Raw genomic sequence first — 21,395 nt, 5'->3', positions numbered from 1 at the left:
ATGCAACGTATCGAACTGACAGAAGATTTATCATTCTCACGGATCATCCACGGCATGTGGCGTCTCGCCGAATGGGACATGAGCCCGCAGGAACGTCTCACGTTCATCGAGCAATGTATCGAGCTCGGGATCACGACGTTCGACCACGCCGATATATACGGTGGCTATACATGTGAAGGACTTTTTGGGGAAGCGCTGCGCCTCAACCCTTCACTCCGAGATCAAATCGAGATCGTGACGAAGACCGGTATCAAATTGACAGGCTCTTATAACCCAGGTCAAACGATTAACCACTATGACACGACGAAAGAACATATCATCCGTCAAGCCGAGCGTTCACTCCAAGAGCTCGCCATCGACCAGATTGACACGTTGTTGATTCACCGTCCCGACCCACTCATGAACCCGGACGAAGTCGCCGAGGCGTTCATCACGTTGCAACGAAGTGGAAAAGTCCGGACGTTCGGTGTCTCGAACCACGTACCGGCGACCCAACAGTTGCTCCAATCACGCTTGCCGTTCCAACTCGTGACGAATCAGCTTGAACTTTCACCGATGCAATTGAAACACTTCGAAGATGGTTCTGTCGACCTATGTCACGAGAAGCAGATGCCGCTCATGGCGTGGAGTCCTCTCGCCGGCGGACAACTGTTCACCGAGTCACAGTATGCGCCTCTTCGCGAGAAACTCGAAGACATCAGTGACCGCCATGAAGCGGACGGCATCGATGCAGTCGTTTACGCATGGCTCTTGAAGCATCCGGCCAAGATCATGCCGATCGTCGGATCTGGGAAAATTGACCGAGTCAAGACCGCCGTCGGCGCGCTCGATATCGAGCTCACACGTGAAGAATGGTTCGAAATTTTGAAGGCGGCCCGCGGCCGCGACGTTGATTAAAGGTAAAAATAAACAAATAAAACCCAGTTAATCTCATCCTTGTTTTTTTAATAGTTTAGTCATTTTTTGAGAACGTGGCCATTCCAACGTTCATTCGTCAAAAATCGACATGTTCAAAATAGTGAAATTCCATTTCATATCCATAAGTGTAAAACAAGCCCGCTCAGTTCAAGTTGAGCGGTTTTTTTGATTTTTTTTTAAAAAAACACATTAATTTTCCTAAGACTAAAGTCACAAAAAAATGGTGCTAAAATGATGAAAGTTAATCATCAAAGGAGTGCACCCTCGTGAAAAAGTACTTGATTCTTTGTACGCTCGCCATGTTGTTCGTCCTTTTTGGATGTGAAGAAGAACATGCATTTCGTTTACATACAGCTCCAGAGTACTATCAAGGTCGCGCCACCCTGCCGTCAGGGCAACAAATCGAGATGACCGAGTCCGATCGGACGAACGTCCTCGATGCCTGCTATCCGGAGGACGCGATTCCCGATATTCCTGACGGAGAGCGTCAATTGATCGGGACGGTCACTTTGACCCAACCGTTGACGACAACGACCTCAACCGATGTCTTTCCGACCGCCACTTTTTTTGAAGTGGACAATCAAGCCTACGTCCAGTGCCAAGCCGATACGATCACATATATGAAACAAATCGACACGTTGCCGAACAGTCTCATTGCGTATCGTGACCACGCTGTCCCGTCTTCGGAAACGTCAAAACTACGAAACGCCCAACCGCACGAACGGATTCATTTCACAGAGGAAATGACTAAACCCGTCGGCAACGAGCCGTATCCGAAACGGAGCGCCTTCGAACAGACGCTCGTTCACGTGACGATGCCTTTCAACGGTTCTTTTGAGTTTACGTTCGAATCACCGGAATCGCGCGAGACGATCACGTTGCCGATTGACGAATCTTCGCGCCAACCTTTTCTCTCCCTCGGCTTAGGAACCGAGGTGACTCAAGATGCGAAACAGTACGGACTTCATATGTCACCGGACCAAACCTTATACGAGGACGTCCTTCGACCGAAAGATGCGAATTTCGACCGCTTACTTGGCGCTCGCCAGGCGAGCTCGCTCCCGATGAAGCTCGTTCCGAATGAGCGCTACCCTTTGTTTAGCTTTTCTTTCATCCGCGACGGAAAAGCGCATAAACAAGTCGTCTCGATCACCTATCGAGAAGAAACATTGCTTCGCGGCGATCGGTTAAAAACGAAAATGCGCCAACAATTCGCCCACCGCCGCCATGTCGTGACGCATGAATTGGCGCTGCTCGGAACGGAGTCCAAAGACGCATCGTTCTTGCATCACGCCAATGCCGAGACCGTTCAGTTCGTGTTCCAAGCGATCGATCGATCAAAGGCTGTCGCCACGGCCGGAACCCCGGCCCCGACTCCCTATTTGACCGTCTTTGAAGGTATTTGTGCGCAGACGTTCGACGTCAGCTATAACGGGGACGATGTCTTTTTGACGAATACGTTGACAGGATCACACTTCAAACTGCTCCGCACCGATGCCGAACGCTGGCATGACCTATTCAATAAGCAAAAGGGCTAACCCCCTTCCTAAAGACAGACTGGTTCACGCCAGTCTGTCTTTGCACGTTTTCTAGGCAAAATCGGGAAGCATCCATCGTTCGCTATGCGACAATGACAGCAAACGGTGCAAAGGAGAGGATTTGATGACAAATCGATTCGAGCGCGACGTCGCCACACATTGGCCAGTCGCCTATAAGCAACCTGGATATCCACACGTGCAACAAGGGTGGATCTTGCCCCCTGAGCGAAAAGACGAGTTCGACCCGTTCATCTTGATGGCCGAAGATTGGTTCAAACGAGGCACGTTCTCAGACCACCCCCATCGCGGCTTCCAGACAATCACCTATGTGATTGACGGGCGACTCGAACATATCGACAACCATGGCGGGCATTCGATTTTAGATGCCGGAGACGTCCAGTACATGAACGCAGGCTGGGCGGCCCGACACGCCGAGGAGGCCGTCGCCGATGACTTGATCCACACGCTGCAACTATGGCTCAATTTGCCGAAAGCGCTCAAAACGACGACGACGTCTTATCAAAACGTGTACGTCGAAGACGCCCCGATCGTTCCAATCGACGGGGGGCAAGTCCGTGTCTATTCGGGTGAGGTCGCCGGCGCGACAGGCCCGATGGATAGCCTCGTCCCGATTACGATGAGTGAAGTGAGCTTACGGGAAGGTGCGGTCTATGAGCACGTCATCCCGGCGAACCATAACGCCTTCGTCTACATCCTCGCCGGTGCGGTCGAGCTCGGGACATCAGCGTCTCCGCTCGAGAAGACGCACGTGGCGACGCTCACGTTCGACGAGACGGCCGATGGTGAGAGCGGACTCCGCATAAAAGCGACGTCACGCACGAAATTGCTCGTCTATTCGGGAAAACCGATTCGAGAAGACTATATCGCCCACGGCCCGTTCGTCATGAACACCGAAGACGAGATTCGCCAAGCGTTCCGCGATTATCATGCTGGTGTGTTCGGTCCTCCCGCCGTCAAATAAAATAAGCCGCGCCTGAGGCGTGGCTTATTGTTTGTCCGGCATGAGCACCGTCTGCTGTGTTGGAATCCGACCAATCGGGACGGTCCGCTCGACGAGGACGTAGCGTTTCCCGTCCACTTCAAACTTTCGGTCGCCGAGGTAATGGGCCGACTTCCCGTCTTCATACAATTTCGTCAAGATTGCCGGCACGTACTCATTTAAATTCGTATAATGCTCGTCTAGCGTCATGACGATGTTCCCTTTGCCATAACCCAACCACTGGTTCGACATGAATAGCATGAGCGAAATCGTCCCGATGACACCGATGACTAAAATGACTGTTTCCATCAAATCCTCCTCATTCCACTTTCAAAAATTGCGCATCATAGCGGCGCGCCAAGACGAGATGCCCGTCGTGCGGACAAGCCAGATGTTCACACCCCAACACGACCATGACAGACTAAACGTCAACACGATGAACAAGGTGATCCGCCGGGCCATGACCGGTCTCTCCGTTCTACAGCTGCTTCACGACGATTTGACGTTTCGCTCGGAATCCGACTCGTTCATAAAAAGCAGCTGCCCCTTCATTCGCCGTCCAATAATCCAGTTCGATGGACAGAAATCCGTGCGTGATGGCATAGCGTTCCACCTCATCCATAATCAAACGTCCATAACCTTTTCGCTTCGCTTCCGGGTTGATACTGATTTGATGCACGTAAAGTGTTCGAACAGCTTGCCGAAATGCGTTCGCCTCACTCACCCGCTCTTGAAAACAGACGTATCCGACCATGTCACTATGGGCCTCCGCTGTGAAGAAATGGTAATCGTCTCGCGCCATCATCTCCGAAAACGCCGCTTTCATCGCCGCATGATCGTAAGGTGCAAAGAAAGCCGGCGCCAGTTGAAGATGATGTTCATGGATGGGACGGTTCAACGTCGCAACCAATGCCGCATCGCCGGTTCGTTTCAACTGCATCATAACGATCCCGATCCCTCGTTCCCGTAGTCTCGTGTCTCAGTGACTCCGTGCGGTTTTTCATTACCGCGCAACATGTGGTTCGAACTGACCGTCTCTTTCCCGCTCAAACGGCGCTGAATGGGACGGGCCAGCCAGTAACCTCCAAATAGAGAAGCCGGAAAGACGATAAATGCAGTGCCGAGAAAGACATAAAAATAAGACTCCTCGGCTGTTAAGACGAAGTGATTGACTCCATAACGCAGTCCGAAAAACAAACCAACGAACACGATGGCGACGAACGCGTACTCGATACACTTGCCAAGAAATTGTTTCATTCCGTTTCCCCCTTAATGAATTACCATTCTATACGGGGGAAATGGAAATAGGTTTCAAATATGTTCTCTAGATCCATACCATATTGTAGCCGTTCGCTCTGTTGCCGACACCCAGTCTTGTTTGCCCTGGATATAACTTTCAATATCGTCCGGATGTTGGCTCGCCAACTGTTGTTTAAGCGCCGCGTACTCGTCACGCACGTCCGGGAACGTGATCAAGTAGTCGCGAAACGCGAGGTGCCGGATCACGCCTTCATCCCCATCCTCGAACATATGGACATGAATCGTCCGCACTTCCTCACCTTTCGCAAAAAACCGGCGTCTCGGTATGCCGTGCTCACCGAAACTCCGATAGCCGAGCGCTTCCATATGACCGACCCAGTCGTCGATCCGCTCGATTTGCCGCACGACCGGCATGATGTCGATAATCGGCTTCGCATCGAGTCCGGGGACCGACGTGCTGCCAATGTGATGAATCGCGACGAGTTCAGCTTCGAACAATCGCTGAAGCTTGGCCGCCTCTTCATTGAATTTCGTCGCCCATATCGGATCGTATGGGACGACCTCTACTTTTCTCATCGTCCAAATCCCTCCTTCGGCTAATTCGTTCCTTCTCTTTCATCATACCCGTTTTACGAATCGTTTAGAAACCGGCCCTGCCGACGGGAAGGTTTGTCACGACCCAAAATGGGAAATGCTAATACTAATGAAAACAGAACTGGAGAGTGAACCGTATGTTGACACAGAAGCAGATCGATACGTTCAAGGAGCGTCTCTTAAAAGAAAAAGCGAAGACCGAAGGATATATGGAAAATCGAGAAGAGGTATATGACGAAGGGGAGTTGTCACATTATGACAATCACCCGGCCGATTCCGGCGAAGAACTCTTTTTACGTGAACGCGACCAAGCACTCACGGAACTTGACGAAGATTTCTTGAGTGATGTCGACAAGGCACTGCTCGCCATCGAGAACGGGACGTATGGAAAGTGTGAGGTGTGCGGGGAAGACATCGAGTTGGACCGCCTAGAGGTCATCCCGGAAGCGACGCTCTGTATCAAACATGCGCGTGAACAAGAAGAAGACGAGCATCAGACCGACCGTGAGCGCCCGGTCGAAGAGGACGTGCTCAACCCATCCGAGACAGCCGCCCGCAAACAGCTCGATGGGACGGATGATCCTGGCCAAAGCACCGACGCGTTCAGCCAAGTCGAGGATTTCGGGAGTTCAGACACGATCGCCGATAGCGAAGGCAATCACGACCCGACAGGAGAATAAGTTCGGCATCGAGTGCGCGGAAGGAGTCCATCTCCTTCCGCTTTTTGCTGACCAAATAAAGTCGACTTCCCCACCCTTTATCTTCCCCATTGCCATACCGCATGATACACTGTGTAAAAATACACTCTAGGAGAAGTTATGCATACAAAAGAAACGTTTTCCGAGCTGATTTCCAGCAAACTCAAATTAATTCGGACGGAACAAGGGCTATCCCAAGAAGAACTATGTACGCTTGTCGGCATCTCAAAAAAGACGTTGATTCAAATCGAAAAGCGACGTTCGAACGCGAACTGGACGACGACCGTCGCCATCTGTGCCTTGTTCAATCAAAGTCCCTATCTGCACTCATTGATTGGCGACCATCCGATTGAATTCATCCGCCTCGTCGCGCATACCGACTCTAGCCTCGCGACAAAGACATTGGGCGGGCACGTCTGGTGGACGACAATCGAACATCAAGGGAAATACCGGATTCAACAAAACATGGTCAGCCAGCATTATCGAATTCTAGATATCGACGATTTCCGATGGTTCAGCACGTTCGATCGCGACGAGGCGTTCCAAAAACTGTTCGAACTGCGAACGACACATGACGAGCAGACTTGAAGAATGGACACACAAAAAAATGACGCAACAAATTTCGTTGCGTCAATAAGTCGCTTTAATGGGCGACGAGCCACCGAGCACTTCAGTGACGTTCATCGGGTTGACCGTGTTTCCGGCCGAACTGGATGAGTAGGCGTATTCGCCTTGATGCACTTCGAAATGGAGGTGAGGACCTGACGAGTTGCCGGTGTTACCGATTTGGCCGATGCCTTCGCCTTGAAGCAACGCCTGTCCTTTTTTCACTTCGATTTTATGCATATGGGCGTATACGGTCGTCCATTTTTGCCCATCGATTTCATGCTCGATGAAGACGTGCTTGCCGTAAGGACCGCCCGATTTGACGTCAGTGACCGTCCCGGCTGCCGCCGCGTAAATCGGCGTGCCGATGTTCGCCGCGATATCGATCCCGTTATGGAACGTGTACCCGAACTGACCGCTCGCGGGTCCGTACCCTTGCGACAGACGACCGGTCGCCGGCATCATGAATTTGTCAGGCGCAAGCGCCGCCGTTTGTTTCTTCAAGTCTTTCAATTGGGCCGCTTGCCCTTTTAACTGCTTGTAGGCGGCTGAATGGGACGAGCGGGCCTTCTTGTGCTCCGCTTCCACTTTCGCCTGCTCGTTCTCTAGTTTTTCTAACGACCGAGCCGTCGCCGCTTGTTTCGCCTTCAAGTCGGTCTCGGTCTTTTCAGATGCCGCAGCTTCCGCCTTCGCGCTCGGAAGCACGGTCGATAACACTTGTTTGAACAGGGATGGGTCATCTGCCTCTGGATTCAGCGCCGTCTCGTAAGACACGAGTTGCGCGTTGGCATGATCGATTTTCTTTTGGATTGCGTTCACTTTTTCTTCAGCCGCTTCAGTGCGGCGTTTGGCTTTGGCGACCGATTGTTTCGACGTTTGAATCCGTTGTTCGGTCTGTTGAAGCGATTTCGTCGTCTTGACGAGGTCTTGCGGGGTAAGCTGATCCGCGGATACGGCTGAAGTCCCTGATAAAATCAAGACGCCTGTACCGACGGTTACGAGTAGTTGTTTCCACATATATTGATAAAACCTCCAAATAGGATGATTCGCTAGCTGTATAAAAAGCTACAAGTGCGAATATAGCATCCACGTTTGAAAAGTTCAATATATGAAGCATTTCATTTGTATGTCGAACATGTCAAAACGGTGAATCGCCCTTCCACAAACTTCACTCAAACTTCATACGTCCTATCACTGTCATCGTTTTCGTTTCAATACGATCACGACGATGCTGATAGCGGCGAAGACCGTCAAGGCCGGTCCACCGATTAGAAAGAACCGCGTACTGCCTGACGACAAGTTCGTCGTCAGCCCAAGGATCGTGAACAAATTCCCCACGATCAACAGCACCATCAGAGCGGGCAAGAAACGGTGCATCACACGATCCCTCCCGATTTCATCATCTCGAATTGTGCGATGTCATCCTGCACGAACCCGAGCTTCCGAGCTGCCTCGACCAAGGCCGGACGATCCGAGGTGAGCGTCAGTTTAATCGGACCGGCCGCGGCTGCCGCTCGCAACAACCATTCCGCGTCCTCATCGCGACCAAACACATCAAGGAGCAAGTCGCCTCGGAAAAGGAGCGCCCCTGTCGTCTCGCCTTCCTCGACTCGAACGAGCTCAGCCTGTTGTTGGGTCGTACGAACATCGACTTGCCAAATCGGTCGGTGGGTTGCGGATGGATAATACGTCTCGAACAGCTCGGTGATCGGTTCCGGTTCGAGTGACGCATCCGTCTCGGTCGATACAGATTGGAAGTACATGATGTCTCGAACTGTTTCATAGCCGAGCCGTTCGTAAAGCGCGAGCGCTGGTTCGTTCCCTTGGATGACTTCGAGCAGACGAATGCCCGTCGCTTGTTCATCGAACCGTCGCATCAGCTCGTTCGCGATGCCTAAATGTCGATAATCAGGCGCGACCGCTAAGCCGCCGCAACGAGTGACCCATCCCGTATCGAGATGTGCCACACCGCTCAACATGACGGCAACGGGTCGATCGTCCGTATAAGCGACGATGGAACGGGATGGCTGGTTTTGATCGCGGACGAGGAACACCGCCTCAAATCGAGTCTCATCCATGTCAAAGTGAATCATATAATCGGAAAAGCCATCCATGAAGGCACGGTAGAGATCCGCGCGCGGCGGATTTTGGATATAGGCAATGAATGGTCTCGCCATCGTGTTCAGTTCCTTTCGAGTTAGAGTTCAGTATACTAGAAGAGACAACTTACACCGAGGAGGAATCCGGATGTCAATCAGACTCGAACCACTCCGTGACGCCCATTGGCCTGTCCTGGAGACATTTAGCCTGCCGCTCGACCAAGAGAAATATACGACGCTCCCAAAAGATATCGATTCGCCGTTGCCAGACGGCGTGCACCCTGTCGTCATCACGACAGATGAGCCCGTCGGTTTCTTTTTGCTCCACGACACGGAACGGGTCGCCTCGTATACGGAGACAGACGACGCGTTATTGCTCTCGATGTTTTCCATCAATCATTCGGTTCAAGGAAACGGCCATGCCAAAGCGGCGCTCCGTCAATTGCCAAGTTACGTCCAGGAACATTTCACCGATAAACACGAAATCGTCTTGTCGGTCAATCTCAAAAATGGGCCAGCCTTCTCGCTCTATCAAACGGTCGGCTTTGTCGATACCGGCCGCCGCATCGACGGACCGATTGGGCCGCAACGAATCATGGCGCTTCAGGTATAAGTTCTCCCGGTAAGATTCCGTAGACAGCCGTGTCCGTCAATCGCTGTCCGTCAGCAGACAAATCTTCGTTTCGGAGCGTACCTTCCAAACGAAAGCCGAGTCGTTCTGGAATCATTCGACTCCCCTCGTTCGTCGACTCGCATTGGATTTCAATCCGATTGAAGCCAAAGTGGGAGAATCCGAAACGGACGATTGCCTCGACCGCCTCGCTCATATAACCGTGACCAGTATATGCCGTGTGAAGCCAATAGCCAACGGCAGCCTTTCGCACGTCCCAGTCGATCCCAAACAGGCTGACCGTTCCGACGAACGTCCCCGTGTCTCGTAAAAAGATGAGATACCGAAAACTTTCGCCTGTTACGTAGAGTTCCTGCGCCCGCTTCAAGTTTTCTTCCGTCTCGGACAACGTCGGCACTTCTTGCGCGAATGGAAGCCAGCGCTTCAATTCATCATGTGACTCCCGAATCGCCTCGTTGACGATACGCGCATCTTCCCCTGCGTGAGGTGCCCGCAAGTATAATCGCCCGGTCTCAATCTGGAGCGGTGTATCTGTATGTTCAACGTTCATCTCGCCATCCCCCCTCTTCACTTGCGAAAACACCAAAACAAAAGACTGCCTAAACCGAACACGAGCATCACGTTCAGCAGTTGCCAAATGAAATCAATCATGAGACTCGCCTCAATCGCTTGAAGTCAGCTCTTCAAGGCCTGTCAAAACTTGCTCCCAGTAGCTTGTCGGATGTGGCACGAGATCTTGCTTCGTCACGGTCCGTGTCTCCCCTGAGATTGCCGAGATCGACTCAACCTCCGCATGCGTCCCGGCCAAAAGTGACCGGAACGCCGCGAAATCGACGGTGACGACATCGGCCACTTCTGTTTCATCTAATGTGAACGGTTCTCCCGCGTACGCGTAGACATATGTATGGGCGAACTCTCGATCCAAAAACGTCTTTGTCTCGATCACGTCTTCGAAGATGCCGAGTGGGGTCAATTGGTCGAGCGTCAGTTCGAGCCCGAGCTCTTCATGAATCTCACGCACGCCGTCCCGAACGGTCTCTCCGGCTGCTAAATGCCCGGCCGCAGTGATATCGAACAATCTGGGAAAGTCTGCCTTGTCGTCGCTTCGAAGTTGCAAGAAAAGACGGTCCTGGTCCGTCATCCAACAGTGGAACGTCTCATGCCAGTCCCCGTCCCGATGCACATCGGCGCGTGACTTCAACCCAACTTTTTTCCGTCGGTGGTCCACGACCGTGATGAATTCCATTATCGCGTCACTCCATCCTCTAAAAATGTGATTGTTCCTGCCGTCGCATCGAGCATGACATCGATGCCGATCGGGAACACGTGGGACGGGAATGTATGCCCGATATCGACGTTCGTCAAAATCGGGAAGTCGACGTCTCCGAGAACTTCGAGCACCAACTCCTCGAACGTGAACGGCGCGCCGCCCGCATCGAAATGTTCATGTTTCCCAATGATGAGTCCATTGATTTGATTGAACACACCTCCCAGTTTGAGCATACTGAGGGAACGCTCCTCGTCCGCCATCGTTTTGAAGGAGTCTTCTAAAAACAGGATAGCCCCTTCCATGTCGGGAAAATAGTCCGATTTCAAGAAGCCGGTCATCGTGTTCAAGTTCCCACCAATCAACTTCCCGCGGGCCTGGCCGCCTTGAAGTGTGAGCCACCCTTCATTCGGATAGAATTTTTTCTCTCGGTCCTGCGTCGACCAATCGATCATCTCCTCGGTCCACTCCCGGGGCACGTCGAGCGTATAAGGCGCCGTCCGCTCCAAACAAAGTACCTCCCGCACATAGCGCTCCCCGTCCGCAAACATCGTCTCGTATTCCCCGAACGACGGGATGATAGCTGGACCATAGAACGTCGTCACACCCGTCTGTGTATAGCAGGCGAGAAGAAGTGCCGTGACATCACTATAGCCCATGATGATTTTTGGGCGTCGTCGCAACGCCTCGTAATCGATATACGGCAAGAGCGAGTTCGAGTTCGTCCCTCCAATCGTGCTGATGATCGCTTTCACGTCATCATCACGCAGCAGCTCATTGAACTCCTCGGCTCGTTCTCGGATCGAGGCCGAGCGGTATCCTTCTGAACGGTGCGTGCACCGTCCTTCTCGAACGAGAAATCCCATCCGCCTTAGTTGTTCCGTCCCGCGCGCGTACCGTTCTGGAAACCGGACCGGTGCCGGAAATGATGGTGTGATGATCCCAATCGTATCCCCCGGTCGTAACGCCGGTGGTTGTTTATTTGACACCAACATAATCCCCCCTCAGCTTCGTTTCATTCACTGTACGGGTTTCAGGAGTCGGCTGACAACCCGCCTTAAAACAAATCAGGGTCCTCCGAGAGGGTCCGTACCTTCCGGACTTTTTGCGGCCGACCGATCCAACCGAGTGCAAGAAAGAAGAACCCGCCCGCAACGATACAAAACAGTCCGACCAATCCCGCGACGATGCCATCGAACCCAAACCGTTCTCCGCTCACGACGAGGAGGAATGGCGAGCAGGTGAACGCGACACCTAACATCATTATTCCGCCCCATATGCGTCGCCGCGGAAAACCGATTGTCCACCATCCGAACGCCACCAATCCTGAAATAATCAAACTAACCAGCCCGACTAAAATCATCGTCAGCGCCTCCACTCATCAAATTGTCTTGTTTTATTCCGCATCACCGATTCAAATTCCTGTAAAAAGAACCCTATACAATTCCTGTTATCCGGGTAAATAACTAATGGAAACCATCGTACCGGAATACCGCAGAGGAGGAACATCATGAGGACACGACTCATCTTTGCCCTCGCGTTTATCGGTCTTTGTTTAATGGCAGTGTATTGGATTAGCACATGGGACGACCATCAAATCGAGGGACGGATTGAGCAAATCGATATCCCGCAATTGATGATTGGTCCGAGTGACGTCTCAGGCAGTGAGGTGAAGTTGCATACGATTTTAATCAATGATCAAACCGAAGTGACCGGGAGTGCGGACGACGTGCAAGAACTTCGGGTCGGTCAAAGCGTCACGGTGGAACTCGACCGAGACGCCAAACTCAAGATTGCCGTGTCAATCCATGTAACACCGGATTAAGTGACACGGCTTTTTTTCAGAAAACGAGCATAGTTTTCATAGAACGGTGGAATATGAGAACAGGAAGCTGAAAGGAGCGAATCAAATGATTTCAAATACATTGTTGTCGGGTAAAGTCGCGTTCATCACAGGCGCGGCATCCGGAATCGGACGCGCCGCCGTCATCCGATTCGTCCAGGCAGGAGCGAAAGTCGCCATCGTCGACTTAAAATTGGAAGATGCACAGCAACTCGCGAGTCTAATTGGAGACGAACGGGCCATCGGCATTAGCGCCGACGTGGGGAACGAGGATGAGATGAAACGGGCGTATGAACAGACGGTCGAGCGTTTCGGCCGCATCGATATCGTCTTCGCGAACGCGGGCCGGAACGGGACGATCACACCGATCGAACACTTATCGCTCGAGGATTGGAACGGTGTCGTCGAGACGAACTTGACGGGCACATTCTTGACGGTGAAACACGCCATCCCTTACTTAAAAGAACGAGGCGGGAGCGTCATCATCACCTCATCCATCAACGGGAACCGTTACTTCAAAAACTTCGGCTTCAGCGGCTATGCGACGACGAAAGCCGGGCAGACCGGATTTGCCAAAATGGCAGCGGCCGAGCTCGCCCAGTTCGGCATTCGCGTCAACTCGATTTGTCCCGGGGCCATCGATACGAACATCGATGACTCGACGAACCGAGACGACGCCTTGCTTGAGGAAGTCGTCATCCCGATCGAGTACCCAGAAGGAAATCAGCCGCTCGCCGGCAAGTCAGGAACGGCCAAACAAGTCGCGGACGTCGTGTTGTTCTTCGCGAGCAACATGTCGAGCCACGTCACCGGTTCCGAGGTGTACGTCGACGGCGCCGAATCTTTGCTTTAACGACAACAGGTCGCCCCGCGGGGCGACCTGTTTATTTGAGAATCGGGCTTTTCATGACCGCTTTCTGATAGAACGGGATAAAACCTAAACGCTCCATATTGCGGCCCGAGGCCGTATCGACTTTCGTTGTGACGGTCACGTACTGACAACCCGCAGCTTTCGCGGCGGCGATCCGCTCCAAGATGAGCTGTGTCTGGTAACCTTTGTTTCGGTAAGCTGGGATTGTGCTCGTCAAAAACAGTTCGCCCATCCCGTCCTGGATAGCAAGAATACCGCCGGCGACGGCCGTCTCGCCTTCGCGGACGAGAAACGCCTGGTTTTCGGGTAACGCGTAGAAGCCTTTCGCGGTATCAATCGTCTCTTGTAAAATCGTGCCCGTCTCGGCAAAGCCGGCCGCGATGGCCCGGGCCCACTCGTTCACGTTATCGGTGTGCACGCGTTCGACCGCATGCTCCATATCCGGAAACACGAACGCGTTCACGTCGAGCAACCACACGTCCAGGAAGTGGTCGAGCGTATAGTTTCGCTCTTGGAGCAACCGAATGAGCGACATGTCCGCGAGCGGGCAGACCTCGATATGTAGGCGGGACACGTTCTTGCCGCGCACCCACTTCTCCATTTGATGTAAATCGTAAAAACTGGTCGGTCGGTTCAGGCCAAAGCCGACCGCAAAACTCGTGTTACCCATCCGGAAGACGTGGCCCTTATTTTCGACAATCAATTCCGAACCTTCATAGGGAGGGGTCTGTTTACGATGCCGAATATAGGCAGACGTCCCTTCCGCTTTGATGCGTTCGATCCGCCTGGCTAGTTCTAAGCGTCTCATCTCATTCCCTCCCTCTAATCTCCCCTGAGTTTACCATACTTCGATTGCGAACAGATTGTGATTCCGTTACAGCCGGACCTCATCGACGACAAACGACGACGATCCTTCGATTTCTTCGATGAAGTGCGACCCGAACAGCATCGCCGGCGTGAAACTGCCGGGGATGACGCGGCCTGAACTGACAAGGCGGGACACGACCTCGAGCGCCCCGTACACAGTGAAAGCATACGTGCTCGCCGTCTTGATGCGGACGATTACTTTACGACCCGAGGCGTTCGTCGCCTCGCCCCAGACATACGTCGACGATCGCTCCCGCTCCGACTCGTCCGGTCCGCTCACGTGCTCATCGACATAACGGAGAAGCTTCCCTTGCACTGCATCACTGCCGAGAATCGGACCGAACCAAGACAAGAGACGTGCCCCATAAGCATAGACCGGCGGAACCGGCACCCACGTCGTGATATTTGGGATGCCCGTCGTATAGTAGGCGGTCGAGACGTCTCCCCACGGAATGGCGATGGCCGTTTTCTTGCCGCGTCCGAAATCGATGTGACGGCGTTTCGCCCCAAGTGGGAACGGTGTCAGTTCGCCATCTTTCCGTTCGGCACTGCTCGACCCGAGTCCGCGGATGGCCGTTTTCAGCGTCCCGCGCGAGATACCGGCGGCCGCCGAGAAACCGAGGGCGAGGTTCGTCGCGTCCGGCATGAGCTCTTTCAATTTTCGGCCCACACAGTCGGTCGGAATGACGTCGAACCCGACACCCGAACAGAGCAACACGCCCGCTTCTTGTGCGAGCTTAGCCCGTTTCTTCGAGTGGATGTATTCGAACACCTCGATTTCCCCGGTAATATCCAAGTAATGTGTCTTCGTGGCGAGACACGCCTCGACCATCGGCCGACTCGTATCGGCGAACGGTCCGGCACAATGTAACACGAGGTCGATGTCTTCCAATTGCTGCGTCGCCTTATCGAACGACAAGTTGAAGACGCGTGTCTCGCATCCGAGCTCTTCCCCGAGCTTCGCAATCGCGTCCGCACGCCGACCCGCGAGCACCGGTGTCATCCCTTGTTGCACGGCTTGGCGGGCAATCAGTTCACCCGTATAACCGTTCGCCCCATAAATCATCCATTTCATCCCGATTCCTCCTTCAACTCTCTAAACATGTCCTTTGTTTGTTCCCTATCTTGCCAACTTTCACCCGTAAAAACGCTGCATCGTATCTTGAATCACACCAATCAAATAAACGATACCGAAAGCCGTCACTACGACACCGACGGGGATGACGAGACTCGACCACGCCTGTGTCGTTTCAAATCGACGGCCTTTATGCGTCAAATAGCAATCGATTATCCAGTATAGAACCGAAGCCCCTACACTGAGCCAAAGCAGAACCATTCCGAATCCTATATGTAAGCCAAACGAGACGAACGGCTCGAACCGTTTCGACATTCGGCGTGCCAACCAGTCACTGAACACCGATGTCAACACGCCGTATGTGACGATGGCCGGGAAACTGATTGCCAGATAGGCGGCCGTCAACATCAATAGCCCATTCACCGTGTCACTGCTCCCTCCACTGACCGGAGGCTGCAGGATGACGACCCCACACGCCAACAAGAACGCATAAATCGGCGCCGTTAGCGAGGCCGCGACAGTTTTCCGAGCCCACATGCTCATTCCCCCTCTTCTCCTCCCACTCTACACGACCCGTCTAAAAAGCGCACAAAAAAACCAGCCTTGTGAAAAGGCTGGCCAAATACTTAGTTGTTCGCAGCTTCTGCCGCTTTCGTACGGACCGTCTGCATCGCTTCTGTCCAAGGGACGAGCTGGTCGAGCATATCGTTGACCGATTGGACTTGAACGTCTTTCGGTGCGAAGTCTGTCCCGTTCTCGAAATCTGTGAAGAGCGAGAGCGCTGGATGGACACGGACGTGGGCGATTAAGAGCTCGCTCAACACGCCACGTAAGTGTTCCGTCGCACGCGCGCCGCCGACCGAACCGTATGAGACGATTCCGGCTGCTTTGTTATGCCATTCGTTGCGTAAGTAGTCGAGGGCGTTTTTGAGCGCGCCTGTGATCGAGTGGTTATATTCTTGGACGATGAAGACGAAGCCGTCCATCTCAGCGATTTTCTCAGACCACGCCGCGGCACCTGTTGCGTCGCCACCTGGCTCGCCGAGAAGCGGAAGGCTATAGTCTGCGATATCGATGATTTCATAGTTGGCGTCACCGCGTTTGTCCGCGAGTTCTTTGACCCATTCTCCGACTTGAGGGCTGACGCGTCCTTCACGAGTCGATCCGAGTACGATTCCAATTTTCAACATGTTAGTTCCTCCTTGTGAGTTGGTTGGTTCTTCTTGTTTACCGAACAAACGATTTAAAAAGCTCATTTCATTTCCTCATATTCTTTCTCAAACGTTTTTGTACTTCTGACCGTATCAATCGGTCGAACCATCGCTTCAATCTGTTCCCGCTTCGGTTCTAAGAACGGCGGGAGTGACAATTTCTCACCGACCGTCTCATACGGCTCATCGCCCATGAATCCTGGTCCGTCCGTTGCCCATTCGAACAGGATTTGTGGCGCGACGCGTGCGTAAGACGATTCAAAGAAGAAGCGGTCGACATAGCCTGATGTCGGTAATCCGAACTGTTGCAAGCGCGCCGTCCATTCATCGAGGACACTGCGGTCATCGACACGGAAAGCGACGTGGTGCACGGTTCCGAACCCTTGGCGCGCAACTGGTGACGTCTCGTCATGAATGACGACGACTTGCGCTCCGTTTCCACCCTCACCTCCTTCAAAGAGATACGCGTCGCCTTCTTGCCCGATTTCTTCGAACAACATGACTTGCTCCATCACTTGTTTGAAATACGTAAAGTCCGCGATGCGGATAAAGATTGGACCGAGGCCCGTGATGGCGTACTCGAGCGGGACCGGGCCGTTTTGCCACGGTTCGCCTGACGCGACGCCGACGTTGAACTCATCCGAGATGAGCTGGTACGCCTGTTCGTCGAAATCGACGAACGAAAGCGTCTTCTTTCCGAACTGCTCGACGATGCCTTCATGCTTCACTCCGAGGCGGTCGAATCGACGTTCCCAATACGTGAGCGACTCATCGGTCGGGACGCGGAACGACGTCTTGGCGATCTCGTTCGTCCCGTGCACGCCTTTCGGGATGCCCGGGAAATCAAAGAACGTCATATCCGTTCCGGCGCTGCCTTTGTCGTCGGCGAAAAATAAGTGGTACGTCTGAATGTCGTCTTGGTTGACCGTCTTTTTGACGAGACGCATTCCGAGGACGTTCGTGAAGAAGTCATAGTTTTTCTCGGCGCTGCTCGTAATCGCCGTTACGTGGTGAATGCCTTTTACATGGTTCATCATAATCGCTCCTTTAAAATCTTGATTTCAAGATAATTAATTAAATTTTTTTAACGCTTCGGCGCGTTTGCCGACCGTCTTCAATTGAGTAATCGTGTCTGCTAAATCGAGTCCGTCGAACAGCTCGTCCATTCGTTTTTCATGGGCTGGGAAGATGCATGACATGAGGCCATGCCCTTCTTCAGTCAGCGCCGCATATGTGACACGCCGATCGCTCGGACAGGCTTTGCGTATCAAGTAGCCTTTCGCTTCGAGTCGGTCGACGATGTACGTCATGCTCCCGCTCGTCAATAATACCTTTTTGCCGATCGTTTGAATCGGTTGGTCGCCTTTATGGTACAGCAATTCCAGGACCGAGAACTCGGTCGGATTCAGCCCGTACTCGGCGACTTCATGCTTGACCACGTCTTGAATCGATTGCGAGGCTCGAAGCAACACCGTGATCGCTTTCAACGTTTGTCGTTCTTCCATGTGTTCCCCTCCTCTGCCGAGAGAAAACTATACTTTAAATTTTATTATCTTCAATTCGAGATAAATATAACATGGCAAATTTGATGGGTCAATCAATTTGTCTTATAAAAAAAGACGAGTTGCCTCGTCTTGTCATGCACGGCGAATGACCGCCATCTCCCGCCCGAAGCGATTGCCTTCATCGACGAAGCCCAAGCTTTCGTATAATCGATGCGCGCCCGTATTGTCAGGATGGTAACCGACGACGATTGGTTCGGTGCCGAGTTGCCCCATCTCTTCGAGCATGAGTTCGGTCGCTTGGCGTCCAATCCCTTTCCCTTGTTGCGCGTGGTCGACCATGATGCGATACACCCAGCGCGCGTTCAACTCTTCGAGCACCGTGTTGTACATGAGGAAACCGACCATCGTCTCATCCTCATAAATGGCGTGTGCCTCGAGCGTCGGCTCGTACACCGCTTGTAGCAAGGAAATCGCATTCGGTTCCATATACGCTTGTTGCGCGTCACTCAGAGTGAGCTGACAGAACGTATACCAGTTTTGGTCTGTAATCGGTTGAAGTGTGATCATCCAGTTCTCCTTAGTCGTAAGTCTCGTCCAAGTTACGCGCATAAAACGCGATGGCGCGACGATACCGTTTAATGCTGTCATCTGGCTCCGGGCTGGCGAGCAGTTCGAGCAACGTACCGGTCGCTTCAGTGTGGCGCCCGAGATTGTAATGGGTCATCGCCTGGAACACTTTGAGCGCCCCGATGTCAGGGAACTGTTCAATCGCCTTGGCGAACAACGCCTCAGCGTCCTCGTAGCGGCCGAGCGCCCGGTACGTGCTGCCGAGTCCAATATACGTCTCACGGAGCTCGTCTCCAGTGAGTCCGAGCCGGATCGCCCGTTCATAATGCGGGACGGCTTGACGCTCTTCGCCGAGCGAGTCATAACACGAAGCGCAATGGGCATGGAGGCGCGGATTTTTCTCGTCTTGCCGGAGCAACATCAGGAACAGCTGCTTCGCCCGTTCGAGCTCTCCGTTCTCACGCAGACGAATCGCTTCATCGAGCCCTTTCTCTTCTGGAGTTTGGACTTCCAAGTCGCTCAAGTCATCGAGCCACGCTTGCAACAATTCGTAATAGCGACCGACATGGACGCCATCGACGAGGGCATGGTGGGCTTGGACCGAGAGCGGCATCGTCATCCGGCCACCCGTCTCCGTGAATTTGCCCCAGGCGATGCGCGGCACCGTATCATGCTGTTGGTCGTTCGTCGGGTGGCTGATGCTCGTGAACGTGACCCAAGGCACGCTCGTGATATAAAGCAGGCTGTCCGGTTCATCGTCGCCGACGACGACTTCCCGTTTCGCCCCGCTCATCCGGGCCGTCACTTCTTCCATGAAGTCCGGGAACGCGTCTTTATAGGTCGCTGTGCAAAAGTTGAAGACGTCATCGTCCATCATGACGGTGAACGAGGGATGCACGACGTCGTGCTCGATGACCTCGTCGCCGCGGATGCGGTAGCGAAGCTCCGGGATGGCGTTCGCCGTCTTGACGGCACCGTACAAGAACAGTTTAAAGAACGACTGACCGGTCCGTTTGGCGTGCGTATGTAACTTCGTCACATCGACGCTCGCCGTCACGTTGAAGTGCGGGGCGTCGAACGCCTTGAAAAATTCGTAGTGCTTCTTGCGCGACCACGCCTCGGGATTGATGATTTTCATGATTCGTCCCCCTGTTTTTTCTTTCACTGTACCAAAGGGAACAGGCTGTTCAAAGTTTTTGCTTCAACTCGGTGTAATGCTCGTTCGCCAACTCGAAGTAGATGAAGTCATTCTGTTCAATCCGGTCGAGCGTCGCATGAAAGTCACGCCAGCCCCGCTCGACGAGTTCCGGCGTCAGTTCTCCGGCCTCTGTCGCTTCCTCGAACTCGTCCTCGTCTTTGCGGACGACGTCCCCGTTCGGGAAGATGAGGATGTCGAGCAACAAGTCGTCCATATACGGGATTCCGTCCTCATATCCGATTGCTTCGACGATATCGATGTACCATTGGACGATGTGCCCTTCATCATTAAACATGACGGTCACACCGAACGGCTCGTCATCCGGGAAATATTGGAGCCAGCTGTAACCGGCATCGGCGACGATGAACTCTTCTCCCTTGTGCAGCTTATATTGAGGTGCGCGCACCGCATCGATTTGAAATAAGGCGACGGTACCGGAGAAACGGTCATCATGTACCTCCATTTGCGCGTAGCGATGTTGCAAGATGCGTTCCCAGTCTCGGCGATTGGCAAATTTTCGTTTTGGCATATGTCTCTCTCCTTTTGACCTAATTCATACGTAAAGAGTTCGCCAAAATCCGACATTCCCCTGTTCAATCGTACAGATTGTGTTGATTGAACAAGACGAGGTGACTTTGTTTCAATCGTTTTCGCTCCACCATCCGGGTAAACGCGTCAGTCGAGATGAAGCGATTGCCTGGGTGAATCGTCGCCAGCTGCAGCAAAATGAATCGAATGCCGCGCTCGCCTTCCTGCAACGGGACATGGAACATCGTCCCATCCTCGTTGAATCGATTCAAGAATAGCTCGATTTTGCAGTCCTCTTTTAACAGGCGTGACGTGACGAAGGCGGTTTGGCTGATGAGCGATTCGAAGTCGTGATGGAGCGTATAGCCGGACGGACCGTTCAAATCCAGGGCGAATGTGAACGTATCGAGTGTCGTCTGTTGAAACACTTTTGACTGCAGTCGTCCGAGTTTCGCCGTCGCATACCAATCGATTTCCTTCACCGGCTCCCCTTCGTACGGTTTCGACCCGATCAGCTGCAACGGATTTCGAAGCGGTGACGCCAAGAGCGGACGATCCCCGAGCGCTAGCCGCTTCGTCCCTACCGGTGGATGCAACAGGAGCGATGGGAGGACGATCCACTCTGTATCGACCGGCCGTTCATACAAATATGTCCCGAGTCGAAACGGGAGTGTGACGGCGATGACACATTCCTCGAACGTGGCTGGACCACGATACTCGGCGCGCACGACCACTTCATGTCGAGCGCGAGTGACATCGATCTCATAATCGAGCACGTTCGGAAGTCGCTCATGCGCCGGAAAGCTGATTCCTGAGCTCGCCTTCAAACGAATCCGTAGCGGTAGTCCGAGCCGGTCCAACTCGTCCACGCCATCAACTACCAACACGAGCCGACTCTCGTCTCCGACAAACAGCAGTTCTTCGTATTGCGTGAACTGAAGGTCAATCTTTTGCTCGAGTTGTTCCCGCGTCCGCTCGAGCATCCAAATCGCACTCGCCACAATGAAGCATATGTAACCCAATCCGTATACGTACGGGAAGAACACGAGCATGACTCCGCTCACGAGATAGACGGGCAGAAACCGTCGCTGCAACCAAGCGTGTGTGGAGAGGATCATC

Annotated in this window: 29 protein-coding genes; 8 read left to right on the top strand and 21 right to left on the bottom strand. The window is 53.1% G+C overall.

Features of this window, described 5'->3' with window-relative positions:
* From NMQ00_RS01195 to NMQ00_RS01185, 3 genes are all read left to right on the top strand, one after another.
* A complete protein-coding gene (locus NMQ00_RS01195) occupies positions 1-897 on the top strand; it encodes an aldo/keto reductase (protein WP_255177568.1) in 897 nt (298 codons plus the stop codon).
* A gap of 287 nt (positions 898-1,184) precedes the next feature.
* Complete coding sequence (locus NMQ00_RS01190) at positions 1,185-2,456, top strand: hypothetical protein (RefSeq protein WP_255177567.1); 1,272 nt, start codon at positions 1,185-1,187, stop codon at positions 2,454-2,456.
* A gap of 124 nt (positions 2,457-2,580) precedes the next feature.
* Entirely contained in the window at positions 2,581-3,438 is an 858-nt protein-coding gene (locus NMQ00_RS01185; protein WP_255177566.1) for a pirin family protein, read from the top strand.
* Positions 3,439-3,462: 24 nt separating this feature from the next.
* Here the strand turns inward: NMQ00_RS01185 and NMQ00_RS01180 are convergent, their stop codons facing one another.
* From NMQ00_RS01180 to NMQ00_RS01165, 4 genes are all read right to left on the bottom strand, one after another.
* The gene (locus NMQ00_RS01180) at positions 3,463-3,765 is read right to left on the bottom strand and encodes a hypothetical protein (protein ID WP_255177565.1); all 303 of its coding nucleotides are present in this window, start codon (positions 3,763-3,765) and stop codon (positions 3,463-3,465) included.
* Positions 3,766-3,934: 169 nt separating this feature from the next.
* The gene (locus NMQ00_RS01175; protein ID WP_255177564.1) at positions 3,935-4,399 is read right to left on the bottom strand and encodes a GNAT family N-acetyltransferase; all 465 of its coding nucleotides are present in this window, start codon (positions 4,397-4,399) and stop codon (positions 3,935-3,937) included.
* Positions 4,396-4,713 carry a hypothetical protein gene (locus NMQ00_RS01170; protein ID WP_255177563.1) on the bottom strand — a complete coding sequence of 106 codons (318 nt, stop codon included), beginning with the start codon at positions 4,711-4,713 and terminating at the stop codon, positions 4,396-4,398. The genes NMQ00_RS01175 and NMQ00_RS01170 overlap by 4 nt, the downstream gene beginning before the upstream one ends.
* Positions 4,714-4,767: 54 nt before the next feature.
* Complete coding sequence (locus tag NMQ00_RS01165) at positions 4,768-5,292, bottom strand: GrpB family protein (protein ID WP_255177562.1); 525 nt, start codon at positions 5,290-5,292, stop codon at positions 4,768-4,770.
* A 155-nt stretch (positions 5,293-5,447) separates the two neighbouring features.
* Between NMQ00_RS01165 and NMQ00_RS01160 the strand changes: the two genes are divergently transcribed.
* Both NMQ00_RS01160 and NMQ00_RS01155 read left to right on the top strand, forming a co-directional pair.
* Positions 5,448-5,990 (top strand): TraR/DksA C4-type zinc finger protein, encoded by a 543-nt coding sequence (locus NMQ00_RS01160; RefSeq protein WP_255177561.1) that lies wholly within the window; start codon positions 5,448-5,450, stop codon positions 5,988-5,990.
* Between the two features lie 138 nt (positions 5,991-6,128).
* Positions 6,129-6,596 (top strand): helix-turn-helix transcriptional regulator, encoded by a 468-nt coding sequence (locus tag NMQ00_RS01155; protein ID WP_255177560.1) that lies wholly within the window; start codon positions 6,129-6,131, stop codon positions 6,594-6,596.
* Between the two features lie 42 nt (positions 6,597-6,638).
* Here the strand turns inward: NMQ00_RS01155 and NMQ00_RS01150 are convergent, their stop codons facing one another.
* The 3 genes from NMQ00_RS01150 to NMQ00_RS01140 all read right to left on the bottom strand — a co-directional run bounded on the left by NMQ00_RS01150 (position 6,639) and on the right by NMQ00_RS01140 (position 8,791).
* Positions 6,639-7,631, bottom strand: a complete 993-nt coding sequence (locus NMQ00_RS01150; RefSeq protein WP_255177559.1) for a M23 family metallopeptidase — start codon at positions 7,629-7,631, stop codon at positions 6,639-6,641.
* A 180-nt stretch (positions 7,632-7,811) separates the two neighbouring features.
* Complete coding sequence (locus NMQ00_RS01145) at positions 7,812-7,991, bottom strand: hypothetical protein (protein ID WP_255177558.1); 180 nt, start codon at positions 7,989-7,991, stop codon at positions 7,812-7,814.
* Positions 7,991-8,791, bottom strand: a complete 801-nt coding sequence (locus NMQ00_RS01140) for a GNAT family N-acetyltransferase (RefSeq protein ID WP_255177557.1) — start codon at positions 8,789-8,791, stop codon at positions 7,991-7,993. Before NMQ00_RS01140 ends, NMQ00_RS01145 begins: the two co-directional genes overlap by 1 nt.
* 70 nt (positions 8,792-8,861) lie before the next feature.
* On the opposite strand from NMQ00_RS01140, the gene NMQ00_RS01135 reads away from it, so the two are divergent.
* Positions 8,862-9,326 (top strand): GNAT family N-acetyltransferase, encoded by a 465-nt coding sequence (locus tag NMQ00_RS01135; RefSeq protein ID WP_255177556.1) that lies wholly within the window; start codon positions 8,862-8,864, stop codon positions 9,324-9,326.
* On the opposite strand, the gene NMQ00_RS01130 is transcribed toward NMQ00_RS01135, so the two are convergent.
* The 4 genes from NMQ00_RS01130 to NMQ00_RS01115 all read right to left on the bottom strand — a co-directional run bounded on the left by NMQ00_RS01130 (position 9,307) and on the right by NMQ00_RS01115 (position 11,974).
* Positions 9,307-9,894, bottom strand: a complete 588-nt coding sequence (locus NMQ00_RS01130) for a GNAT family N-acetyltransferase (RefSeq protein ID WP_255177555.1) — start codon at positions 9,892-9,894, stop codon at positions 9,307-9,309. The genes NMQ00_RS01135 and NMQ00_RS01130 overlap by 20 nt on opposite strands.
* Positions 9,895-10,005: 111 nt before the next feature.
* Positions 10,006-10,590, bottom strand: coding sequence for an NUDIX hydrolase (locus NMQ00_RS01125; RefSeq protein ID WP_255177554.1), 585 nt, complete (start codon positions 10,588-10,590; stop codon positions 10,006-10,008).
* On the bottom strand, positions 10,590-11,600 hold the full coding sequence (locus tag NMQ00_RS01120) for a S66 family peptidase (RefSeq protein ID WP_255177553.1): 1,011 nt from the start codon (positions 11,598-11,600) through the stop codon (positions 10,590-10,592). Before NMQ00_RS01120 ends, NMQ00_RS01125 begins: the two co-directional genes overlap by 1 nt.
* A 68-nt stretch (positions 11,601-11,668) precedes the next feature.
* A complete protein-coding gene (locus NMQ00_RS01115) occupies positions 11,669-11,974 on the bottom strand; it encodes a hypothetical protein (RefSeq protein WP_255177552.1) in 306 nt (101 codons plus the stop codon).
* A gap of 147 nt (positions 11,975-12,121) precedes the next feature.
* On the opposite strand from NMQ00_RS01115, the gene NMQ00_RS01110 reads away from it, so the two are divergent.
* Positions 12,122-12,436, top strand: a complete 315-nt coding sequence (locus NMQ00_RS01110; protein ID WP_255177551.1) for a hypothetical protein — start codon at positions 12,122-12,124, stop codon at positions 12,434-12,436.
* Between the two features lie 85 nt (positions 12,437-12,521).
* Positions 12,522-13,307, top strand: coding sequence for an SDR family oxidoreductase (locus tag NMQ00_RS01105; protein ID WP_255177550.1), 786 nt, complete (start codon positions 12,522-12,524; stop codon positions 13,305-13,307).
* Between the two features lie 31 nt (positions 13,308-13,338).
* On the opposite strand, the gene NMQ00_RS01100 is transcribed toward NMQ00_RS01105, so the two are convergent.
* The 10 genes from NMQ00_RS01100 to NMQ00_RS01055 all read right to left on the bottom strand — a co-directional run bounded on the left by NMQ00_RS01100 (position 13,339) and on the right by NMQ00_RS01055 (position 21,394).
* A complete protein-coding gene (locus NMQ00_RS01100; protein WP_255177549.1) occupies positions 13,339-14,133 on the bottom strand; it encodes a GNAT family N-acetyltransferase in 795 nt (264 codons plus the stop codon).
* Positions 14,134-14,199: 66 nt separating this feature from the next.
* Positions 14,200-15,267 carry a saccharopine dehydrogenase family protein gene (locus tag NMQ00_RS01095; RefSeq protein ID WP_255177548.1) on the bottom strand — a complete coding sequence of 356 codons (1,068 nt, stop codon included), beginning with the start codon at positions 15,265-15,267 and terminating at the stop codon, positions 14,200-14,202.
* A gap of 60 nt (positions 15,268-15,327) precedes the next feature.
* On the bottom strand, positions 15,328-15,804 hold the full coding sequence (locus NMQ00_RS01090; protein WP_255177547.1) for a hypothetical protein: 477 nt from the start codon (positions 15,802-15,804) through the stop codon (positions 15,328-15,330).
* Between the two features lie 89 nt (positions 15,805-15,893).
* Positions 15,894-16,523, bottom strand: coding sequence for an NADPH-dependent FMN reductase (locus NMQ00_RS01085; RefSeq protein ID WP_255177546.1), 630 nt, complete (start codon positions 16,521-16,523; stop codon positions 15,894-15,896).
* The gene (locus NMQ00_RS01080) at positions 16,520-17,512 is read right to left on the bottom strand and encodes a ring-cleaving dioxygenase (RefSeq protein ID WP_255177545.1); all 993 of its coding nucleotides are present in this window, start codon (positions 17,510-17,512) and stop codon (positions 16,520-16,522) included. The genes NMQ00_RS01085 and NMQ00_RS01080 overlap by 4 nt, the downstream gene beginning before the upstream one ends.
* Positions 17,513-17,548: 36 nt before the next feature.
* A complete protein-coding gene (locus tag NMQ00_RS01075; RefSeq protein ID WP_255177544.1) occupies positions 17,549-17,983 on the bottom strand; it encodes a MarR family winged helix-turn-helix transcriptional regulator in 435 nt (144 codons plus the stop codon).
* A gap of 132 nt (positions 17,984-18,115) precedes the next feature.
* Entirely contained in the window at positions 18,116-18,550 is a 435-nt protein-coding gene (locus tag NMQ00_RS01070; protein ID WP_255177543.1) for a GNAT family N-acetyltransferase, read from the bottom strand.
* Positions 18,551-18,560: 10 nt separating this feature from the next.
* A complete protein-coding gene (locus NMQ00_RS01065) occupies positions 18,561-19,688 on the bottom strand; it encodes a tetratricopeptide repeat protein (protein WP_255177542.1) in 1,128 nt (375 codons plus the stop codon).
* A gap of 49 nt (positions 19,689-19,737) precedes the next feature.
* Positions 19,738-20,277, bottom strand: a complete 540-nt coding sequence (locus tag NMQ00_RS01060; protein WP_255177541.1) for a ribonuclease FAU-1 family protein — start codon at positions 20,275-20,277, stop codon at positions 19,738-19,740.
* 64 nt (positions 20,278-20,341) lie between these two features.
* The gene (locus NMQ00_RS01055; protein ID WP_255177540.1) at positions 20,342-21,394 is read right to left on the bottom strand and encodes a DUF58 domain-containing protein; all 1,053 of its coding nucleotides are present in this window, start codon (positions 21,392-21,394) and stop codon (positions 20,342-20,344) included.
* Position 21,395: the final 1 nt, after the last annotated feature.

The sequence above is a fragment of the Exiguobacterium aurantiacum genome (genome assembly GCF_024362205.1).
GTDB lineage: Bacteria > Bacillota > Bacilli > Exiguobacteriales > Exiguobacteriaceae > Exiguobacterium > Exiguobacterium aurantiacum_B.
The sequence above is the reverse complement of the archived record's forward strand: the minus strand, read 5'-3'. Positions and strand labels throughout refer to the sequence as shown.